Raw genomic sequence first — 18,494 nt, forward strand, 5'->3', positions numbered from 1 at the left:
ACGGGAAAATCCACTCCTGGCGGGCTACCGAGATCACCTGCACCCCGACATGATCCATCATGGACGGCCGACGGAGTTACGAGACGTCCCTTAGTGATTCGGCTAGTCGTTGTTCGTCGTGGCACTGACAACGCGGGACACGCTGGATGCCACAAGAAGATCTTCCGGGCAGTCGCAGGGCTGGAGGTTGCTTGATTCCGGTCATTCCGATACAGATAACCGAGTCCTGACTTCTCCTGGATGAGCTCGCAATCCGGCAGGTCGCGGGCAATCCGAATATTGGCAGGTCGGATGCGACCACTTGCAGTTGTCAGATCATGGTCACTCGCGTATAGCTCCCATATTTCACCTTGACTGGACCGACAGCACCGGCGGATCGTCTTCCCCAGACAGAGGCTCGCGTACCGCTGGTCAGTCAGGTGGGTGGTAACCCGTGGCGTCAACGTCAGAGAATATCTCGGTTGATGAATTGCTACACAGGCAGGGAACTTCTGCCCAGCTTCTCGCTACTATCGAACCCATCGCAGACGACGAGGCTAGAGTCAGGGTCACGCCCTGGCTTGCCGAGGGTGGTTGCGCCTGTTCGGCATCGCTCTCGGTCAGCAAAGATGCGATCGAGTCCGTCACGACGACCGACGACACCCATGTCTGCTGCGGAAAAAGGTTGATAGTCGTTGAGGTCTCATTCTCGAACGAGACGCTGGCGGATGTCTTTGAGCAGCTCAGCAGGTCGCGTTCAGCGACTAATGGAAATCAGTCGCAGCGGCTCGACTCCAGGAGTTCCCTCAATCGGGTGTCCGCACCCAACGCCACCTGGAATCGCGCCCGTTATTCGCTGGAACCGGAGCAAGACGATCAGGGTGGATGTCACTGCTACTGGAACTCCCCGTACTGCGCGAACAACATCCTCTGGGTCGACTGTTGGTGCTGGGTAAACGGCTTTCCACAACGTAGGAGTCATGCCATCGGAAGCTGTGAGAGCGGTGGAACGCCGGGCGGGGGATCCATAGGGATATCGCCGGACGGTCGACGATGTGACCCACGATACGACCCGGGTTGCAACCCTGTCTGGCTGGCTCCGTACTGACACCGATCAGTCGGCTCTATCGCCACGCCCGCCACAAGGTCGGGCGGCTCGATGACGCTTGACTTCGAGTGTGCTCTAAACGCGACGCTTGGCGGCATGACGATGACACGGAAACTGGGTCGCAGCGGGATCGAGGTCAGCGCCATCGGCATGGGCTGCTGGGCGATCGGCGGGCCGCTGTGGGGCGACGACCGGCAGCCGTTGGGCTGGGGCGAGGTCGACGACGAGGAGTCGGTGCGGGCCGTGCACGCGGCGATCGGGCACGGGGTGACGTTCTTCGACACGGCCAGCAACTACGGGGCCGGGCACAGCGAGCGGGTGCTCGGTCGGGCGGTCGCCGGGCGGCGTGACCAGGTGGTGATCGCCACCAAGTTCGGCTTCACCTCCGACGAGGCGACCCGCCGGGCCACCGGCGAGGACCACCGTCCCGAGTACGCGGTGGCGAGTCTGGAGGCGTCGCTGCGCCGGCTCGACACCGATCATGTCGACCTGTTGCAGCTGCACCTGAACGATCTGGCTCCGGCGCTCGCGCTCGACCTGGTCGACACGCTGGAGGGCCTGGTCACCCAGGGCAAGATCCGGGCGTACGGGTGGAGCACCGACCACCCCGACTCGGCTGCCGCCTTCGCCCCGGCCGCCCCGCACTGCACGGCGATCCAGCACGACCAGTCCGTGCTGCGGGACAACGCCGAGATGCTTGCGGTCTGCGACAAGTACGACCTGGCCAGCATCAACCGGGGGCCGCTGGCGATGGGGCTGCTGACGGCCGCGACCCGGTCGCTGGGCGACGACGACGTGCGGGGGCGGGCACCGGAGTGGTTACCCTGGTTCACCGACGGCCAACCGGCGCCGCAGTGGGCGCAGCGGGTGGCACAGGTACGCGACGCGCTCACCGCCGACGGCCGTACCCTCGCCCAGGGCGCGCTCGGCTGGCTGCTGGCCCGCAGCCCGCGTACGGTGCCGATTCCCGGCTTCCGCACGGTGGCCCAGGTCGAGGAGAACACCCGGGTGCTCGCCCTCGGGCCGCTGCCCGCCGACGCCTACGCGGAGGTCGAGCGGCACCTGTCGGAGCTACGTCCGGACGGGGCCGCCACGCGGGCGTGACCGACTCGACGCGGCCGGGCCGCCGCGCGTACCCGAAGATGGAGGGCATGCGGATCCTCATGGCCGGCGCGTCCGGCTTCCTCGGCAGCCGGCTGGTCGACCTGCTCGTCGCCGACGGGCACCAGGTGACCCGGCTGGTACGACGGCCGCCGCGCGCCGCCGACGAGCGACGATGGTCGCCGTCGGCGGCGCAGTTGGACCCGACGGTGGTCGCCGAGGCCGACGTGGTGATCAACCTGGCCGGCGCGGGTGTCGGCGACCGGCGCTGGAACGACAGGTATCGGCAGCTGATCCGGTCCAGCCGGGTGGACACCACCAGCACCCTGGCCACCACGATCGCCGGTCTGCCGGTTGCCGACCGGCCGGAGGTGCTGTTGAACGCCTCGGCGATCGGCTGGTACGGCAACACCGGCGACCGGGTGGTCGAGGAGGACGCGCCGGCCGGCGAGGGCTTCCTCGCCGACGTGGCCCGGGTGTGGGAGGCGGCCACCCGGCCGGCCGAGGATGCCGGGGTACGGGTGGTGCGGCTGCGCACCGGGCTGCCGCTGCACCGCGACGGCGGGCTGCTCAAGCCGCAACTGCTGCCGTTCAAGCTGGGCATCGCGGGCCGGCTCGGCAGCGGCCGACAGTGGATCCCGTGGATCTCGATGACCGACTGGCTCAACGCCACCACGTTCCTGCTGGCCCGGGCCGACCTCGCCGGGCCGGTCAACGTGGTCGGCCCGGCCCCGGTCACCAACGCCGAGTTCACCCGCGAGCTGGCCCGCCAACTGAACCGCCCCGCGGTCATCCCGATCCCGGCGCTGGCCCTGAAGGTCGCCCTGGGCGGCTTCGCTCAGGAGGCCCTCACCAGCACCCGCGTCCTCCCCGGCGTCCTGAACCGCGCCCAGTTCACCTTCCGCCATCCCGACCTCCGCACCGCCCTCCAAGCCGCCCTCGAAGCCTGACCCGGCCCACCCCTCCCCGTGCACGCGTTGATCATGAGGTTAGCGGCGAAGATGATCTCCAGGACTGCCGCTAACCTCATGATCAACGGGGTGGGGTGGGTGGGGTGGGGTGGGGTGGGGTGGGGTGGGGGTGGGTCAGCAGCCGATTACCCAGTGGTTGGGGGCGGTCTGGCGCAGGGTGGTGGTGTAGAAGGTGTTGTAGAGGCCCATCCGCTGGTTGGAGCCGTTGGCGTAGGCGTAGCCGGCGGAGTGGTAGGCGCGGCCGGCGGTGACGTGGGCGTAGTTGCTGGCGGTGATGCAGGTCGGGGTGCCGGTGGGGGTCGGGCTCGCCGTCGGGGTGGGTGACGCGGTCGGGCTCGCGGTCGGGGTCGGGGTCGCGCCGCCGTTGAGGCCGAAGAAGATCGCGTCGTGGTACGTCGAGCAGATGGTGTCCAGGAAGTACGCGGCGGCGGTACCGCACTGGTCCGCGCCCGAGCCCGGGTCGACGGGGGTGCCGTGCCCCATCCCGGAGACCCGGTGTACGCGGACCACGTCGTTGCCGTACACCTCGACGCTGGTGCCCGCCGGGAGTTGCCGGGTGCTGGTGGGCGACTGCGACACACCGAGCACGTTGGTCCACTGGTCGCGCGATTCGGTGGCGTTCGCCGTCGCCACCGTGTAGTCACTGGTGCCGTGCCAGATGGCCACCTTCGGACGGGCACCGGAGTAGCCGGGGTGGGCGTTGCGGACCAGGTCACCCCACTGCGCGGGAGTCTTGTCCACGCCGGGGCTCATGCAGGAGAAGGCGTTGATCATGCTGGTGGCGCAGCGGTGCGGCAGCCCGGCGATGATCGAGCCACCGGCGAAGACGTCCGGGTAGGTCGCCAGCATGGTGGCGCTCATCGCCCCGCCGGCGGACAGCCCGCTGACGTAGACCCGGTTGGCGGCCGTGCCGTACGCCGATCGGGCGTGGTCGACCATCTGCTTTATGGAGAGCGCCTCGCCCTGCCCTCGGGACGTGTCGCCGGTCTCGAACCAGTTGAAGCAGGAACTGGAGTTGTTGGCCGAACGCTGCTCGGGCACGATCAGCGCGAACCGCCACTGGTCGGCGTACTTCTGCCAGCCGGAGTTGGCGAAGTAGCCGCTGGCGTTCTGGGCACAGCCGTGCAGTAGCACCACGGCCGGGGCACCGGAGGGCAGATTGTCCGGTCGGTACGCGTACATGGCGAGGTTGCCGGGGTTCGAGCCGAAGCCGGTGACCTGGGTCAGGGACGCGGCCTGGGCGGGAGCGGCGACGGCCACCAGCGCGGTGGCCGCGAGGGCCAGCCCGGCCAGCGCACCGGCGAGCCGGGTACGGGTTCGGCGCACGAGAGCCTCCATGATTGTGAGCTGGATCACCAATGATTGCCGCGACGTTACGCAGTTGTGTCGCACCGATGACATGGTGGACGTGCACACATTCGTCGATGTCCGGGTGTGGCGGGGCGGGTAGCCGCCTACCTGCCGGGTCTGACCGGCGTGTCCCGGTGCGGTTGGTAACGTCCGCTAGGTGCCCACCTCCCCGTCCGTGGCGTCCGCGCCCGCCTCACCGTCGCCGTCGCGGATCGCTCGCGACCGCCGCGCCGACCTGACCGTGGTGCTGGTCGCGTTGGCGCTCGCCGTCTGGGTGACCAGCGGGCTGTGGATCGACCCGAACGGGCGGGCGATCACCGTCAACTCCAGCGACCAGGCGCTGTTCGAGTGGCTGCTGGCCTTCGGCGGGCACGCGCTGACCCACGGGGAGAACCCCCTCTTCACCTATCTGATCAACGTCCCGGACGGGGTGAACCTGGCGGTCAACACCTCGATCACCGTGTACGCGGCGGTCTTCGCCCCGCTGACGTACCTGATCGGCCCGCCGGCCACCTTCCTGGTGGTCCTCACCCTCAACCTGGCCGCCACCGCCGTCGCCTGGTACTGGCTGCTCTCCCGGCACCTGGTCCGCAGCCCGCTCGCCGCCGCGGTCGGCGGACTGTTCATCGGCTTCTCCCCCGGGATGGTCTCGCACGCCAACGCCCACCTGAACTGGACCGCCGGCTGGCTGGTGCCACTGCTGGTGTGGCGGCTGTTCGCGCTGCGCCGGCCCGGCCATTGGCTACGTGACGGCGCCATCCTCGGCGTACTCGTCGCGGTCGCCTTCTCGATCGCCGCCGAGGGACTCTTCTTCACCGCGCTGGCGCTCGGACTCTTCGTCGCCGTCTGGGCGCTGCACCCGACCAACCGGGCCGAGGCCCGCGCCGTACTGCCGTCGTTCCTGCGCGGGCTGGCGGTGACCGCGGTGGTCGCCGGGGTGCTGCTGGCCTATCCACTGTGGCTGCACTTCGCCGGGCCGCAGCGGTTCCACGGCACCGGCTTCGACGCGGTCATCCATTCCGAGGACATCGCCGCGTACGCCGCCTACCCGCGCCGCTCACTGGCGGGCGAGGCCGGTCTCGGCACCTCGCTGGCGCCGAACCCGACCGAGGAGAACTCCTTCTTCGGGCTGCCGCTGCTGGTGCTCGCCGTCGGCTGTTTCGCGCTGCTGTGGCGGGCCGGTGACGCACGTCGACGGGCCACCCTGTGGGCGCTCGGGATCGTCGCGGTGGTGTTCACCGCGCTCTCCTTCGGGCCGGTGGCCAAGGTCGACGGCCGGCGCACCGACCTGCCGATGCCCTTCGACGTACTCGGGCATCTGCCGGTGGTGAATGCCGCGCTACCCGCCCGGTTCGCGCTTGTGGTGACGCCGGTGATCGGCCTGCTGCTGGCGTACGCGGTGGACCAGTTGCGTCGACGTCCGCCCTCCCGCCCGGCGGCGGTGGCCTGGACGGTCGGCTTCGCGGTGGCCCTGGTGCCGCTGCTCCCCACTCCGCTGCTGACCAGCGAACGCGAGCCGATCCCACGCTTCATCACCTCCGGCGCCTGGCGGGACCACGTCTCCCCGGGCGGGGTGCTGACCCCGGCGCCGCTCACCCTGGACGTCTACCCCGATGGGCAGCGCTGGCAGGCGTACGCGCTGGCGAACCGGCAGGGCGAGTTCGCCATTCCGTCCGGTTTCTTCCTCGGCCCCGGCGGCCCCGACGACCGGGGACGCATCGGTCCGGTGCCGCGCCCGTTCGGCGCGCTGCTGGACCAGGCCGCCCGCAGCGGTCTGCCGCCGATCGTCACCGAGGGCACCCGCGAGGAGGTCCGCGCCGACCTGGAGCACTGGCGGATCGAGACGGTGGTACTCGCCGACGAGGTGCACGGCGCCAAGTGGCCGGTGGACGAGGAGGCCATCCGCCGCACCCTGGTCCTCCTCTTCGGTGAGCCGGAGCGGGTCGAGGACGTCTGGGTGTGGCGGGTCCGGCGGTGAGCCGGCAGTGCCGACGGTGACCCGGCCGGTCCAGCGGTGTGGCGGCGGGGTCCGGCGGTGAGCCGGCTCACCACTGGTGACCAGCGGGTACGGGTCTAGGCTGGATGCGTGACCGTGACGACCTCCGGCCTGACGGCCGTACGCGCCGGTGTCCTCGACTACGCCGCCGCCTGGGACGAACAGCGTCGCCTGCACGAGGCGGTGGTCACCGGCGGGCAGGGCGACACCGTGCTGCTGCTGGAGCACCCGAGCGTCTACACCGCGGGCAAGCGCACCGAGCCGTGGGACCGTCCGGTCGACGGCACCCCGGTGATCGACGTGGACCGGGGCGGCAAGATCACCTGGCACGGCCCGGGCCAGTTGGTGGGCTACCCGATCGTGCGCCTGCCCGACCCGGTCGACGTGGTCGCGTACGTCCGGCGGGTCGAGCAGTTGCTGATCGACGTGTGCGCCGAGTTCGGTCTGGCCGCAGGCCGCGTCGAGGGACGCAGCGGGGTGTGGGTGCCGGCCGATGACCGGGGCCCCGAGCGCAAGGTGGCGGCGATCGGCATCCGGGTCGCCCGAGGAGCCACCCTGCACGGCTTCTCCATCAACTGCGACTGCGACCTGGCGTTCTTCGACCGGATCGTGCCGTGCGGCATCCGCGACGCCGGCGTCACCTCCCTCACCGCCGAGCTGGGCCGCCCGATCACCGTCACCGACGCCCTCCCCGTAGTCGAACGCCACCTCCCCACCCTCCTCCCCACCCCCTGACCCCCACCCCCTCCGCCCCAGTCCCACCCCGGCCAGTCCCGCGGTGATCAAGAGGTTTGCGTCGGTTCCGGTGCGGATCCCCGACGCAAACCCCTTGATCGACCCCGCCGGGCCGCCGGGTCCGAGCAGCGCTCCGGGGGTAGGTGGGTCAGGGGTCAGGGGGTTAGGCGGTGGAGGTCGCGGGGGAAGGCAGTTACCTCGCGGATGTTGGGGGCGCCGGTCAGGCGGGCGACCAGGCGTTCCAGGCCGATGGCGAAGCCTCCGTGCGGGGGCATGCCGTGCCGGAACGCGTCGACGTAGCCGGCGTACGGCTCCACCGGCTCACCCCGGGCGGCCAGCGCGGCCAGGTAGTCGGCGTGCCGATGCAGCCGCTGGCCACCGGTGACCAGTTCCAGCCCACGGAACAGCAGGTCGAAGCCGTTGGAGTAGCCCGGCCGCGCCGGGTCCGGATGGGTGTAGAAGGGCCGCTTCGCCATCGGGTACCCGGTGACGAAGAGGAACTCCGAGCCGTGCTCACGCCGGGCCCACTCCCCCAGCGCCCGTTCGTGCGCCGGGGCCAGGTCCGGTTCGTCTGCGGGCGCGCCGGCAATCCGCAGCGCGTCGGTGAAATGCACCGCCGGGATCTGCGCCGGCACCGGTGGGGGCTCGACGCCGAGAGTGGCCAGCGCGCCCGCGGCCCGGTCGCCGACCGCGTCGAGCATCCCGGCGAGGGTGTCCCGCAGTACCGCCATCACGTCCCGGTGGTCGGTGACGAAGCCCAACTCGACGTCGAGTGAGGTGTACTGCGCCAGGTGCCGCACGGTGTCGTGCGGCTCGGCGCGGAACACCGGCCCGACCTCGTAGACCCGCTCGAAGACCCCGACCATGAGCTGCTTGTAGAACTGCGGCGACTGGGCCAGGTACGCGGGCCGGCCGAACCAGTCCAGGGCGAAGACGTTCGCCCCGCTCTCGGTGGACGAGGCGACCACCTTCGGCGTGTGGATCTCCACGAAACGGCGGGCGTCCAGCGCGGCCCGGAAACCGGCCACCGCCGCCGCCGAGATCCGCAACGCGGCCGATCGGGTCGGGTGGCGCAGGGCGACCGGGGCGTGGTCCAACTGGGTCGGCAGGGTGGCGGCCAGGTCGGGTCGGTAGAGGTCGAACGGGGGCGGCACGGCGGGCGGGCCGAGCGGCCGTACCGTCGGGTCGGTCAGCTCCAACCCGCCGGGTGCCGCCGGGTTGGTGACGACGGTGGCCACCACCTCGACGACGGTCTCCTCGGGCAGCGCCGCCACGTCGGCGCGCACCGCCGGGTCGGTGACGACCACCTGGGCGAGGCCGGCGGCGTCACGGACGATCAGGAAGGCCACCGACTTGAGCAGGCGGCGGCGGTGGACCCAGCCGGCGATCCGGACGGTACGCCCGGTGTACGGCGTGAGCTGGTCGGACAGGATGCGTTGCACAGTGGGCTGCTCCTCGGTCGATCGCAACGCCCTCGCCACCTCGGATGGCGAGGCATCGCCTCAGCCCCGGGAGGTGTGGGCGAGCGGGAACCTCGCGGTGCCACCACACCTTCGCTCCCGTCGGGTACGGGAGCCTCGTTCGTCGCCTTTTCACCGGGGCCAGCCGGGCGGGCTCTACTGGGCGCGGATGCCGGAGCGGCCCTGCTCAGCAAGGACGTCCAGTCACCGCACGCTGTTCTTCCCGCAGCTCGGGAGGGTCTTCGCGGCCCCGGTGCCAGACCGCCTCGCAGCAACCGGCGGCTCTCTTGAACTGGCGGACCGGTGCGCTACTCGGCTCCGTCGTCGCTTCGTGTCGGCACGCTAGCACCACCCGCCGTCACCGTGTGACCCGTTTTTTCCGGCCCCGGTGTCCGGCGTCACAAGATTTCCGGGGTGACGGCCGTCGCCCGCCGTTCATCGACGGCTGCCGTCCGGCGTAGGCTCGTTTTGTGACGATCGAGCACTCCGCGCCGACGACCGGCAAGGCCGCGAGTACCGCGACGCCCGCCCCCGAGGGGCGGCGACTGCTGCGGATCGAGGCACGCAACGCCGAGACGCCGATCGAGCGCAAACCGCCGTGGATCAAGGTCAAGGCCAAGATGGGCCCGGAGTACACCCAGCTGCGCGGGCTGGTCGCCCGCGAAGGGCTGCACACGGTGTGCCAGGAGGCCGGCTGCCCCAACATCTACGAATGCTGGGAGGACCGCGAGGCCACCTTCCTCATCGGCGGTGACCAGTGCACCCGCCGCTGCGACTTCTGCCAGATCGACACCGGCAAGCCGGCCGAGTTCGACGCCGACGAACCGCGTCGGGTCGCCGAGTCGGTCGTGTCGATGGGGCTGCGGTACGCCACCATCACCGGCGTCGCCCGCGACGACCTGCCCGACGGCGGCGCCTGGCTCTACGCCGAGACCGTCCGGCAGATCCACGCCCTGCAGCCCGGCTGCGGTGTCGAGCTGCTGATCCCCGACTTCAACGCGGTACCCGAGCAGCTCGCCGAGGTCTTCGGTGCCCGGCCGGAGGTGCTCGCGCACAACGTGGAGACGGTCCCTCGGATCTTCAAGCGGATCCGGCCGGCCTTCCGCTACGAGCGGTCCCTGGACGTCATCCGGCAGGCCCGCGCCGACGGCCTGGTCACCAAGAGCAACCTGATCCTCGGTATGGGCGAGGAGCGGGCCGAGATCTCCCAGGCCCTGCGCGACCTGCAGGCCGCCGGCTGTGAGCTGATCACCATCACCCAGTACCTCCGCCCCTCCCCCCGGCACCACCCGGTGGAACGCTGGGTCAAGCCGGAGGAGTTCGTCGAGCTGCGCGAGGAGGCCGAGGAGATCGGCTTCGCCGGCGTGATGAGCGGCCCCCTGGTCCGCTCCTCCTACCGCGCCGGCCGCCTCTACCAGCAGGCCCTCGCCGCCCGCCAAACCGCAACCCTAACCACCCCCTAACACTCCCACCCCACCCAGCTCGTCGATCTTGCACTTGCGGTCGCCGTGCTGCGGCTTATGCGGCATACGCACCGACGAAAAGTGCAAGATCGACGGGGTCTGGGGCAGGACGGTCAGGGTGGGTCAGTCAGCAGGTTGAGGCGGTGGGCCAGGGCGGCGGCCTCTACGCGGTTCGTCACGTCCAGTTTCGCGATGATCCGGGAGACGTGCACGCTTGCCGTCTTGGGCGAGATGAACAACTGCTCGGCGATGCGGCTGTTGCTGTGGCCCGCGGCGACCAGGCGCAACACCTCGCGTTCCCGCTCGGTCAGCAGATCCGCGCCGGGTCGACCCCGGCCGGCACCACGCAGCCCCACCCGGCGGGCCAGGGTGGCCGCCCGCTCGGCGAGCCGGACCGCACCGAGCCCGTCGGCGAGCGCGGCTGCCTCGCTCACCGCCGCACCGACCTCGTCCCGCTCCCCCGCACCCGCCGCCGCCTCGGCGTAGCCCAGCAGCACCCGCGCCAGTTCCCCGGGCTGACCGGCGGTCCGCCAGGCCGCGACCGTCGTCCGCCAGGCGGCGAGCGCCTCGGCACCGGATGCCACGGTGGCGGCCACCTCGGCGGCGTACGCCCGCTCGGCGGGGAACCGGGCCGCGACGCCGCTGGCCCGCGCGGCGATCTCGGCGGCCACGGCGTCATCGCCGACGTGTCGGGCGACCCGCCCCGCCGCAGCCAGCACCGGCCAGCTGTAGCGGGGATAGTCGACGATCGCCGGATCGGTCAGGCTCGTCTGCGCCGCCCGCAACGCCTCGGCCCGGTCGTCGACCGCGAGCGCCGCCTCCATCCGCAGCAGGTGCAGCGGAAGCCGGTTGTGCGGATGCAGGTACGGCTTGGTGAGAAAGCCCAGCGCCCGGGCGACCGTCTCGTCGGCGCGGGGATGCCCCTGCGCCAGTCGCAGGGCGGCCCGCAGTTGCAGCCAGTGCAACCCGGAGACACCCGGCGGGTCGAGCCGGGCCGCCTCGGCGCACACCTGGCCGGCCTCCGCCCAGCGACCCAACGCCAGCAGCGCCTCCGCCCGGTTGGAGAGCAGGTACGCCCCGGTGGAGCGGCTGATGCCGACCCGACGCGCCTCACTCACCCCGTCGGCGGCGGCCTGCGCCGACTCGTCGTACCGGCCCAGCTCGAACAGCACGTCGGAGATGTGCACCAGCGCGCTGACCAGCGCCGGTGCCTCCCCGGCGGTGCGGGCCAGCGCCTCACAGCGGCGCAGCTCGGCCAGCCCGAGATCCGCCGCGCCCTCCCGGCGTTTCAGCACCGCCAGCTGCACCAGCAACAGGGCGCCGTCGGCGTCGGCGCACCGCGCCGCGGTCACCACCTCGGCGGCGATCCGGGCCGCGTCGACATGGTCGATGCGGGCCAGGTGATCGGCGAGATCAGCGAGCAGTCGCAGTCGGTCCGGGCCGTCCGCCACCCCCGACACCAGTCGGTACGCCTCCCGCAGCTCGGTCGCGCCGTCGCTCTTGCCGAGCATGGCCAGCATCCGGCCACGCCGATCCAGCAGCCGCGCCGCGCGCAGCGGCTGCTCACCGGTGTCCACCTCGGCCAACGCGGCCCGGGTCAGGGTCAACGCCCGCTGGTAGTCACCGGCGGTGGTCGCCGCGCTCAGCGTCTCCTCCAGCACCGCCAGGTGGTCCATGCCGAGCCGGTCGGCCGCGTCGGGCACCAGCTCCCACAGTTCCAGCACCCGTTCCAGCAGCCGGGTCTGCTCCGCGTACGCGTACCGGTTGGCGGCGGCGCAGGCGGCCACCCGGGCGGCCACCAGCGCTCGGGGATGGTCGTGGGCGGCGTACCAGTGGTGGGCGATCTCGGCCGGAGCCCGGCCGGCGGCGACCAGGTGCGGCTGCGCCTCGATGGCGGCGGCGAACCGGGCGTGCAGTCGGGCGTGTTCACCGGGCAGCAACTCGTCGTGGACCGCCTCACGGACCAGCGCGTGACGGAATTCGTAGTCGCCGTCCGGATCGGCGACCAGCAGCTGGGCGGCGACGGCGGCCCGCAGGGCGTCGTCCAGCTCCGGCTCGGGCAGGCCGGCGACCTCGGCGAGCAGTTGGTGCGCCAGGCGGTTACCGCCGGCGGCAGCGATCCGCAGTACCCGCTGGGCCGGATCGGGTAGCCGGTCCACCCGGGCCAGCAGCAGGTCGCGCAGCGTCTCCGGCAGCGCGGCACAGCCGATCGGGCTGCCGGCGGCGGCCAACTCCTCGATGAACAGGGGGTTGCCCTGCGTACGGTCGTGGATGTCGTCGACCGCCCGGGCGGCCGGCTCGGCACCGAGCAGCCCGGCGAGGACCGCCCCGGTGCCGTCCCGCTCCAGCCGGGACAGCTCGACCCGCTCGACGCCCCGGGCCCGGTCCAGCTCGGCCAGGAAGGGCCGCAGCGGGTGGCCCCGGTGCAGTTCGTCGGTGCGGTAGGTGCAGACCAGCAGCAGCCGGCCGGTGCGGGCCGCCCGCACCAGAAAACCGATGAGGTCGCGGGTGGACCGGTCCGCCCAGTGCAGATCCTCGATGACCAGGATCAGCGGCTGTGCGGCGGCGAGCCGGCCGAACAACTGGCCAACCAGTTCGAACAGGTAGCCCCGCGGGGCGTCCGAGGGCGGTCCGGCGGCGGGCGCGGCGGCACCGGCCGGTCGGGCCAGCTCCGGCAGCAGGCGAGCGAACTCGGCATCGTACCCGTCGAGGACGCCGGTACCGTCGCGGCGCAGCACCGCCCGCAGGATCGCGGCGAACGGAGCGAACGGCAGGCCGGCCTCGCCGAGTTCGAGGCACTGCCCGACCAGCAGGCGGACGTCGTCGCCGACGGAGCTGCCGAACTCCTCCAGCAGGCGGGTCTTGCCGACCCCGGCCTCGCCACCGACCAGGACGGTGACCGGCTCCCCGGCGCGGGCGCGGCCGGCCGCCGCACGCAGTCGTGCCATCTCACGCTGGCGGCCGACGAGGACGGTACTGGTGGGGCGGACGGTCACGGCACCGAGCATGCCACGCCCACCCCCACCGCCCCGCCGGCCGTCCTCCCGACCTCCGGCCGCCGGGCCGCTGCTGGCGCCCGTCCCGGTGCCCGCGACCGTGCCGGTCGTACTGGCCGTGCCGGTCGTACTGGTCGTACTGGTCGTACTGGCCGTGCCGGTCGTGACGGTCGTGCCGGTCGTGCTGGTGACTGGGCCGCTGGTGATGCCTGGGTCGGTGCCCGCGCTGCTGCTGGTGCCCCTGCCGGTGCTGATGTCGCCGCCGGTGACCGTGCCGGTCCCGACACCTGCGGCGGTGTCGGGACCGGGCTTCACCTCAGCCGGCTGGTTTTCCCTCATGTCGGCGCTCAGTGGCGCGCCTCGTCGGTACGCGTCCGGTGGTGCCGGCGGTTCAGCCAGCCGCGTGCCGAGCGGCGCGGCAGCGACCTGGCCAACCGGTCCCGGGCGGCCTCGGCCCGCAGCTCCGCGGCGTGCGTACGGTAGAGGGTGAGCATGAGGTTGGCGTCGTGACCGAACATGTCGCGCTCCCTGCGATCGTCGTCAACTGGTGACTTTGACTCTGCTCGCGAAGGTGCCGCCGGGGCATGGGCACCGCGCCCGATCTCTGCCCACTCGCCCTCCTTACGCCGGGTCGCGGGCGGCGTAGCGGGGCCGTAAGGTACTCAGCCGGCCGCGGATCAACGGTGCGGCGGGCGACCACTAGACTCGACGCCATGGCAAAGCCCCAGGAGAAGGTCTCGTTCGGCCAGCGGCTGAAGCAGATCGGGTTGGTGTTCCGGTTCACCGCCAAGCAGGACAAGTGGTTCGCCCCCTTGGCCACCGGTGCGGTGCTGATCCCGCTCGCGCTGACCGTGGTCGCGGTCGCGCTCTGGGGCTGGCTCTGGTTACCGCTGGGTATCCTGTTCGCCCTGCTCTGCCTGTTGATCGTGCTCAACCTCCGGTCGAACCGGGCGATGATGAACGCGGCCGAGGGGCAACCGGGCGCCGCCGCGCAGATCATGGAGAACATGCGCGGTGACTGGCGGGTCTCCCCGGCGGTCAGCTCGACCACCCAGATGGACATGGTGCACCTGGTCATCGGCCGGCCCGGCGTGATTCTGCTGGCGGAGGGCAACCCGCAGCGGGTTCGCGGCCTGCTCGGCCAGGAGAAGCGTCGGCTGGCCAAGGTGATCGGCAACGCCCCGCTCTACGACTACGTCATCGGGCAGGACGAAGGCGAGCTGCCGATCCGTAAGCTGCGGATGACGCTGATGCGGCTGCCCCGCAACCTCAGCGGCAAGGACGTGAACTCCCTGGACAAGCGCCTCAAGGCGCTCACCTCTCGCCCTCAGATGCCCAAGGGCGCCATCCCCAAGAACCTCCGCCCGCCGCGCGGCGCGTCCCGCCAGATGCGCGGCCGCTGAGCCCACAACGCCCGCGGGGGTCGGTCCGTGCGGGCTCGAGCCTGGAGGGCGGTCCGTGCGGGGGGGGGCGGTCCGTGCGGCTCGAGCCTGGGGCTCGGGCGGAGGGGCCGGTTCGCCGGTGAAGGGCTCAGGCGCGAGGGCCGGTCCGTGAAGGCTCGGGCGGGTGGGCGGGTCAGCGCGGTGCGGGGGTGACGACCGAGCCGGTGAGGCGGTCGTGCAGGCCCCGTCGATGCTGGTCCATCAGCAGAGCGGGGACGACCAGGGCCAGCAGCACACCACGCAGCAGCGCCCGGAGCAGGCCGATCCGGCCGCCGTCGGTCCAGTCGACGCACCGGATCCGGGTGACGTACATGCCGGGGGTCTGGGCGAACAGGCCCAGGAAGACGCCGTACAGCAGGATCAGCACCAGCACGGGTGCCCAGGCGTCCCGGGTGGGGCTGGCGAACAGGCCCGACGCGAGCAGGCAGAGAATCCAGTCGATCACCAGCGCCCCGAACCGGCGGCCCAGGTCGGCCGGGACGAAGTCGGGATCCATGGCGGGTGGCGGCGAAGGGCGCGGCTGGGTGGTCACCCGGACGAGCCTAGTCAGCGCCGCGGCCGACCCGGTGCGGGCCCGATGCCAGGCGGGAAGCGTGCGCGTACCGGCCCGAACGCCGGTGCCGTACCGGGCCGGACCCGGGCGCCAGGCCGACCGGAACGGGCACCAGCGCCGGCCGACGCGGGGCGCCAAAAAGGACCAATCTCATCAAGTTTCACTACACTGGCACAGCCGGACCCGTTCCTCGGGTTGAGGTGTCCGGGTCAGGCGCCCGGGGTAACCCAACGCGAGGGACGTAACACGGCAGAAACACTGGAGACATGGCTGGGCAACCGCACGGCCATAGCGTCGCCAGGAGCCTAGCTATCCGTGGACGTGCCAGGAGGACGAGTGTTCGCCAATCCCGAGGAACTCCTGCGTTACCTCAAGAACGAGGACGTGAAGTTCGTCGACGTTCGTTTCTGTGACCTGCCCGGCGTCATGCAGCACTTCAACCTGCCGGTGGAGTCCGTCGACGACGACTTCTTCACCAACGGTCTCGCTTTCGACGGGTCGTCGATCCGCGGCTTCCAGGCGATCCACGAGTCGGACATGCTCCTGCTCCCGGACGTCGCCACCGCCTTCATCGACCCGTTCCGCGCGCAGAAGACCCTCGCGCTGAACTTCTTCATCCACGACCCGTTCACCCGCGAGGCGTACTCGCGGGACCCGCGCAACGTGGCGAAGAAGGCCGAGGCCTTCCTGGCCGCCAGCGGTATCGCCGACACCGCCTACTTCGGTCCGGAGGCGGAGTTCTACATCTTCGACTCCATCCGCCACGAGACCTCCGCGCACCAGGCCTTCTACTACATCGACTCGATCGAGGGCGCCTGGAACACCGGCCGTGAGGAGGAGGGCGGCAACCGCGGCTACAAGACCGCGTACAAGGGTGGTTACTTCCCGGTGCCGCCGGTCGACCACTACGCCGACCTGCGCGACCAGATCGTCCGCCGGCTGATCGACACCGGCTTCACCGTGGAGCGCTCGCACCACGAGGTCGGCACCGCCGGCCAGGCGGAGATCAACTACAAGTTCTCCACTCTGCTGCACGCCGGTGACCAGCTCCAGCTCTTCAAGTACATCGTGAAGAACACCGCCTGGGCCGCCGGCAAGACCGCCACCTTCATGCCGAAGCCGCTCTTCGGCGACAACGGCTCCGGCATGCACACCCACCAGAGCCTCTGGCTGGGTGGCGAGCCGCTGTTCTACGACGAGACCGGCTACGCCGGCCTGTCCGACACCGCCCGCTGGTACATCGGCGGTCTGCTGCACCACGCGCCGTCGCTGCTGGCCTTCACCAACCCGACGGTCAACTCGTACCGTCGCCTGGTCCCGGGCTTCGAGGCGCCGGTCAACCTGGTCTACTCGCAGCGCAACCGCTCCGCCTGCACCCGCATCCCGGTCACCGGCAGCAACCCGAAGGCCAAGCGGGTCGAGTTCCGGGTGCCGGACCCGTCGGCCAACGTCTACCTCGCCTTCTCGGCGATGCTGATGGCCGGCCTGGACGGCATCAAGAGCAAGATCGAGCCGCCGGCGCCGATCGACAAGGACCTCTACGACCTCCCGCCGGAGGAGTGGGGCGACGTCAAGCAGGTGCCGGGCTCCCTGCCGGCGGTGCTGGACTCGCTGGAGGCCGACCACGACTACCTGCTCGACGGCGGCGTCTTCACCCCCGACCTGATCTCCACCTGGATCGACTGGAAGCGGGCCAACGAGGTCGACCCGGTGCGTCTGCGCCCGACCCCGCACGAGTTCGCGATGTACTTCGACTGCTGATCTCCAGCCAGCGCCGTCCGGGCCGGTTCCGCACCTCGCGGAGCCGGCCCGCGGCATGTCGGCCCAACCTAATACCTTCGCGTCCGATATATTCGGGGCGTGGACACTCCGCTACGCGAACCCACCTTCCTCATCCTGACCGCGCTCGCCCGCGAGCCGATGCACGGCTACGCCATCATCGGCGAGGTCACGGCCCTCTCCGACGGACGGCTGTCGCTGCGCCCCGGCACCCTCTACGGCGCGCTGGACCGGCTCACCGACGCCGGCCTGGTCGAACTCGACCGGGAGGAGACCGTCGACGGGCGGTTGCGCCGCTACTACCGCCTCTCTCCCACCGGTGACGCGACGCTGGCTGCCGAGACCGAACGGCTACGCCGCAACGTCGAGGCCGCCACCGCCCGACTGCGCGCCCGCGCGGTGCGCCCCCTCGCCCCGCGTACCGCCGGAGGTCTGGCATGAGCAAGCGTCAGCGAGCGAATCATCAACGCAGTGCGCTGGTGCCTCAGGCCGGCACGCAGCGAAGCGGAGGGCCGGCATGAGCACCCTGGAGCGCCGATACCGGCACCTGCTGCGGGCGTACCCGACGGACTACCGCCGCGACCGCGGCGACGAAATCGTCGGGACGTACCTCGACCTGGCGGACCCGCGACGGCGCTGGCCCTCCCTCGCGGACGCCGCCGACCTCGTGCGCGGCGGTCTCCGCCAGCGGCTGCGGGCAGCCGGCGCCACCGACCTGATTCCCGGGGTACGCCTCGCGGCGCTGCTCGCGCTGACCACCGCCGCCTTCCTGGCCGGCTTCTGGGCACTCGTCGAACAAAGTCCACCACCTGCCGGGGCGGGCGTGCCGGTGTTCGACCCGTTCACGTCGGTCGGCATCGTCGCATGGCTGGCGTGGCTGGTCGTGGCGGTCCTCGTACTCGTCGCGCCCGGCCGACCCACTCGGGTCGCCATCGCGATGGCGGTGCTGGCCACCGTGGCGGTGCCCGTGGTGGGCCTGACCACCGGCCTGCCCCGGCCGCCGCTGCTGGTGCTGGCGCCACAGGTCGCCCTCGGTGTGCTGGCGCTCGCCGTCGACGGTCACCTGCCGCTGCCGGCTCGGGCCCTGCCGATCGCGGCAGCGGCGAGTGGCGGCGCATTCGTCGCCGGGGCCGGCAACGAGCTCTACTGGGGCTCGTACCGGTGGACCTCCGAACTGCTGCTGCCGGCCGCTGGGGCGGTGCTGTTGGGGGTCGGGCTGCTGCTTGCCGTCGGTCTGGCCATGCGACGGGACTGGCGGGGTGGCTGGGCAGTGGTCGTCCTGCTCACCCCGATCGGCCTGCTCAGCGTGCACATCCTGGCCGGGGCGGTGGACGGCCTCGCCGGTGCCCCACGCCCCACCTATCCGACCCTGGTCGGTGCCGCCCTCACCGTCGGGCTGCTCGGGCCGATCGTGTTGCCGGCCGCCGTGGCCCTGCGACGTCGCATCGGCGGCAGCAGCCCCGGCGAACCCTGTCCCACCTGCGGCGCCCGCCGCTGACCCGGGCCCCTGTCGGATCCCGCCCCTGGCGGCTCGACGCAGCAAGGCTGGTAAGCGTGGCAG

General features: G+C 71.5%; 14 protein-coding genes. 9 read left to right on the forward strand and 5 right to left on the reverse strand.

What is annotated here, in order from left to right; genetic code table 11:
- Positions 1-1,183 precede the first annotated feature (1,183 nt).
- Both ACFY2A_RS19730 and ACFY2A_RS19735 read left to right on the forward strand, forming a co-directional pair.
- Entirely contained in the window at positions 1,184-2,191 is a 1,008-nt protein-coding gene (locus ACFY2A_RS19730) for an aldo/keto reductase (RefSeq protein ID WP_387173420.1), read from the forward strand.
- A 47-nt stretch (positions 2,192-2,238) separates the two neighbouring features.
- Positions 2,239-3,138 (forward strand): TIGR01777 family oxidoreductase, encoded by a 900-nt coding sequence (locus tag ACFY2A_RS19735; protein ID WP_387173422.1) that lies wholly within the window; start codon positions 2,239-2,241, stop codon positions 3,136-3,138.
- Between the two features lie 135 nt (positions 3,139-3,273).
- Here the strand turns inward: ACFY2A_RS19735 and ACFY2A_RS19740 are convergent, their stop codons facing one another.
- A complete protein-coding gene (locus tag ACFY2A_RS19740) occupies positions 3,274-4,485 on the reverse strand; it encodes a PHB depolymerase family esterase (protein WP_387173424.1) in 1,212 nt (403 codons plus the stop codon).
- Positions 4,486-4,666: 181 nt separating this feature from the next.
- Here ACFY2A_RS19740 and ACFY2A_RS19745 point away from each other — a divergent pair, with 181 nt between their 5' ends.
- Together ACFY2A_RS19745 and lipB are read left to right on the forward strand one after the other, a co-directional pair.
- Entirely contained in the window at positions 4,667-6,487 is a 1,821-nt protein-coding gene (locus tag ACFY2A_RS19745) for a DUF2079 domain-containing protein (RefSeq protein WP_387173426.1), read from the forward strand.
- Positions 6,488-6,595: 108 nt separating this feature from the next.
- Positions 6,596-7,240 (forward strand): lipoyl(octanoyl) transferase LipB, encoded by a 645-nt coding sequence (gene lipB / locus ACFY2A_RS19750; RefSeq protein WP_387173428.1) that lies wholly within the window; start codon positions 6,596-6,598, stop codon positions 7,238-7,240.
- Positions 7,241-7,395: 155 nt separating this feature from the next.
- Here the strand turns inward: lipB and aspS are convergent, their stop codons facing one another.
- Entirely contained in the window at positions 7,396-8,682 is a 1,287-nt protein-coding gene (aspS, locus tag ACFY2A_RS19755; protein ID WP_387173430.1) for an aspartate--tRNA(Asn) ligase, read from the reverse strand.
- A 488-nt stretch (positions 8,683-9,170) separates the two neighbouring features.
- Between aspS and lipA the strand changes: the two genes are divergently transcribed.
- Positions 9,171-10,163 carry a lipoyl synthase gene (lipA, locus tag ACFY2A_RS19760; protein ID WP_387173432.1) on the forward strand — a complete coding sequence of 331 codons (993 nt, stop codon included), beginning with the start codon at positions 9,171-9,173 and terminating at the stop codon, positions 10,161-10,163.
- Between the two features lie 113 nt (positions 10,164-10,276).
- Here lipA and ACFY2A_RS19765 read toward each other — a convergent pair whose 3' ends face one another.
- Positions 10,277-13,498, reverse strand: a complete 3,222-nt coding sequence (locus ACFY2A_RS19765) for an AAA family ATPase (RefSeq protein ID WP_387173434.1) — start codon at positions 13,496-13,498, stop codon at positions 10,277-10,279.
- 8 nt (positions 13,499-13,506) lie between these two features.
- Positions 13,507-13,677, reverse strand: a complete 171-nt coding sequence (locus ACFY2A_RS19770; RefSeq protein ID WP_363923369.1) for a hypothetical protein — start codon at positions 13,675-13,677, stop codon at positions 13,507-13,509.
- A gap of 195 nt (positions 13,678-13,872) precedes the next feature.
- Here ACFY2A_RS19770 and ACFY2A_RS19775 point away from each other — a divergent pair, with 195 nt between their 5' ends.
- Positions 13,873-14,562: a DUF4191 domain-containing protein gene (locus tag ACFY2A_RS19775; protein WP_093401255.1), complete on the forward strand. Its 690-nt coding sequence runs from the start codon at positions 13,873-13,875 to the stop codon at positions 14,560-14,562.
- A gap of 172 nt (positions 14,563-14,734) precedes the next feature.
- Here the strand turns inward: ACFY2A_RS19775 and ACFY2A_RS19780 are convergent, their stop codons facing one another.
- Entirely contained in the window at positions 14,735-15,097 is a 363-nt protein-coding gene (locus ACFY2A_RS19780; protein WP_387173691.1) for an RDD family protein, read from the reverse strand.
- Between the two features lie 393 nt (positions 15,098-15,490).
- On the opposite strand from ACFY2A_RS19780, the gene glnA reads away from it, so the two are divergent.
- The 3 genes from glnA (at position 15,491) to ACFY2A_RS19795 (ending at position 18,431) form a co-directional block, all read left to right on the forward strand.
- Positions 15,491-16,915, forward strand: coding sequence for a type I glutamate--ammonia ligase (gene glnA, locus ACFY2A_RS19785; RefSeq protein WP_210940403.1), 1,425 nt, complete (start codon positions 15,491-15,493; stop codon positions 16,913-16,915).
- A gap of 99 nt (positions 16,916-17,014) precedes the next feature.
- A complete protein-coding gene (locus ACFY2A_RS19790; protein WP_387173437.1) occupies positions 17,015-17,374 on the forward strand; it encodes a PadR family transcriptional regulator in 360 nt (119 codons plus the stop codon).
- A gap of 76 nt (positions 17,375-17,450) precedes the next feature.
- Complete coding sequence (locus ACFY2A_RS19795; RefSeq protein WP_387173439.1) at positions 17,451-18,431, forward strand: hypothetical protein; 981 nt, start codon at positions 17,451-17,453, stop codon at positions 18,429-18,431.
- The last annotated feature ends 63 nt before the right edge of the window (positions 18,432-18,494 follow it).

The sequence above is a fragment of the Micromonospora sp. NPDC000442 genome (genome assembly GCF_042898635.1).
In the GTDB taxonomy this organism is placed as follows: domain Bacteria; phylum Actinomycetota; class Actinomycetes; order Mycobacteriales; family Micromonosporaceae; genus Micromonospora.

Excerpts from the sequence above, each read along its gene's own strand:
- ACFY2A_RS19730 (WP_387173420.1), top strand. The coding sequence starts at position 1,184 with ATGACGATGACACGGAAACTGGGTCGCAGCGGGATCGAGGTCAGCGCC.
- ACFY2A_RS19735 (WP_387173422.1), top strand. The coding sequence starts at position 2,239 with ATGCGGATCCTCATGGCCGGCGCGTCCGGCTTCCTCGGCAGCCGGCTG.
- ACFY2A_RS19765 (WP_387173434.1), bottom strand. The coding sequence starts at position 13,498 with ATGAGGGAAAACCAGCCGGCTGAGGTGAAGCCCGGTCCCGACACCGCC.
- ACFY2A_RS19770 (WP_363923369.1), bottom strand. The coding sequence starts at position 13,677 with ATGTTCGGTCACGACGCCAACCTCATGCTCACCCTCTACCGTACGCAC.
- ACFY2A_RS19775 (WP_093401255.1), top strand. The coding sequence starts at position 13,873 with ATGGCAAAGCCCCAGGAGAAGGTCTCGTTCGGCCAGCGGCTGAAGCAG.
- ACFY2A_RS19780 (WP_387173691.1), bottom strand. The coding sequence starts at position 15,097 with ATGGATCCCGACTTCGTCCCGGCCGACCTGGGCCGCCGGTTCGGGGCG.
- ACFY2A_RS19795 (WP_387173439.1), top strand. The coding sequence starts at position 17,451 with ATGAGCACCCTGGAGCGCCGATACCGGCACCTGCTGCGGGCGTACCCG.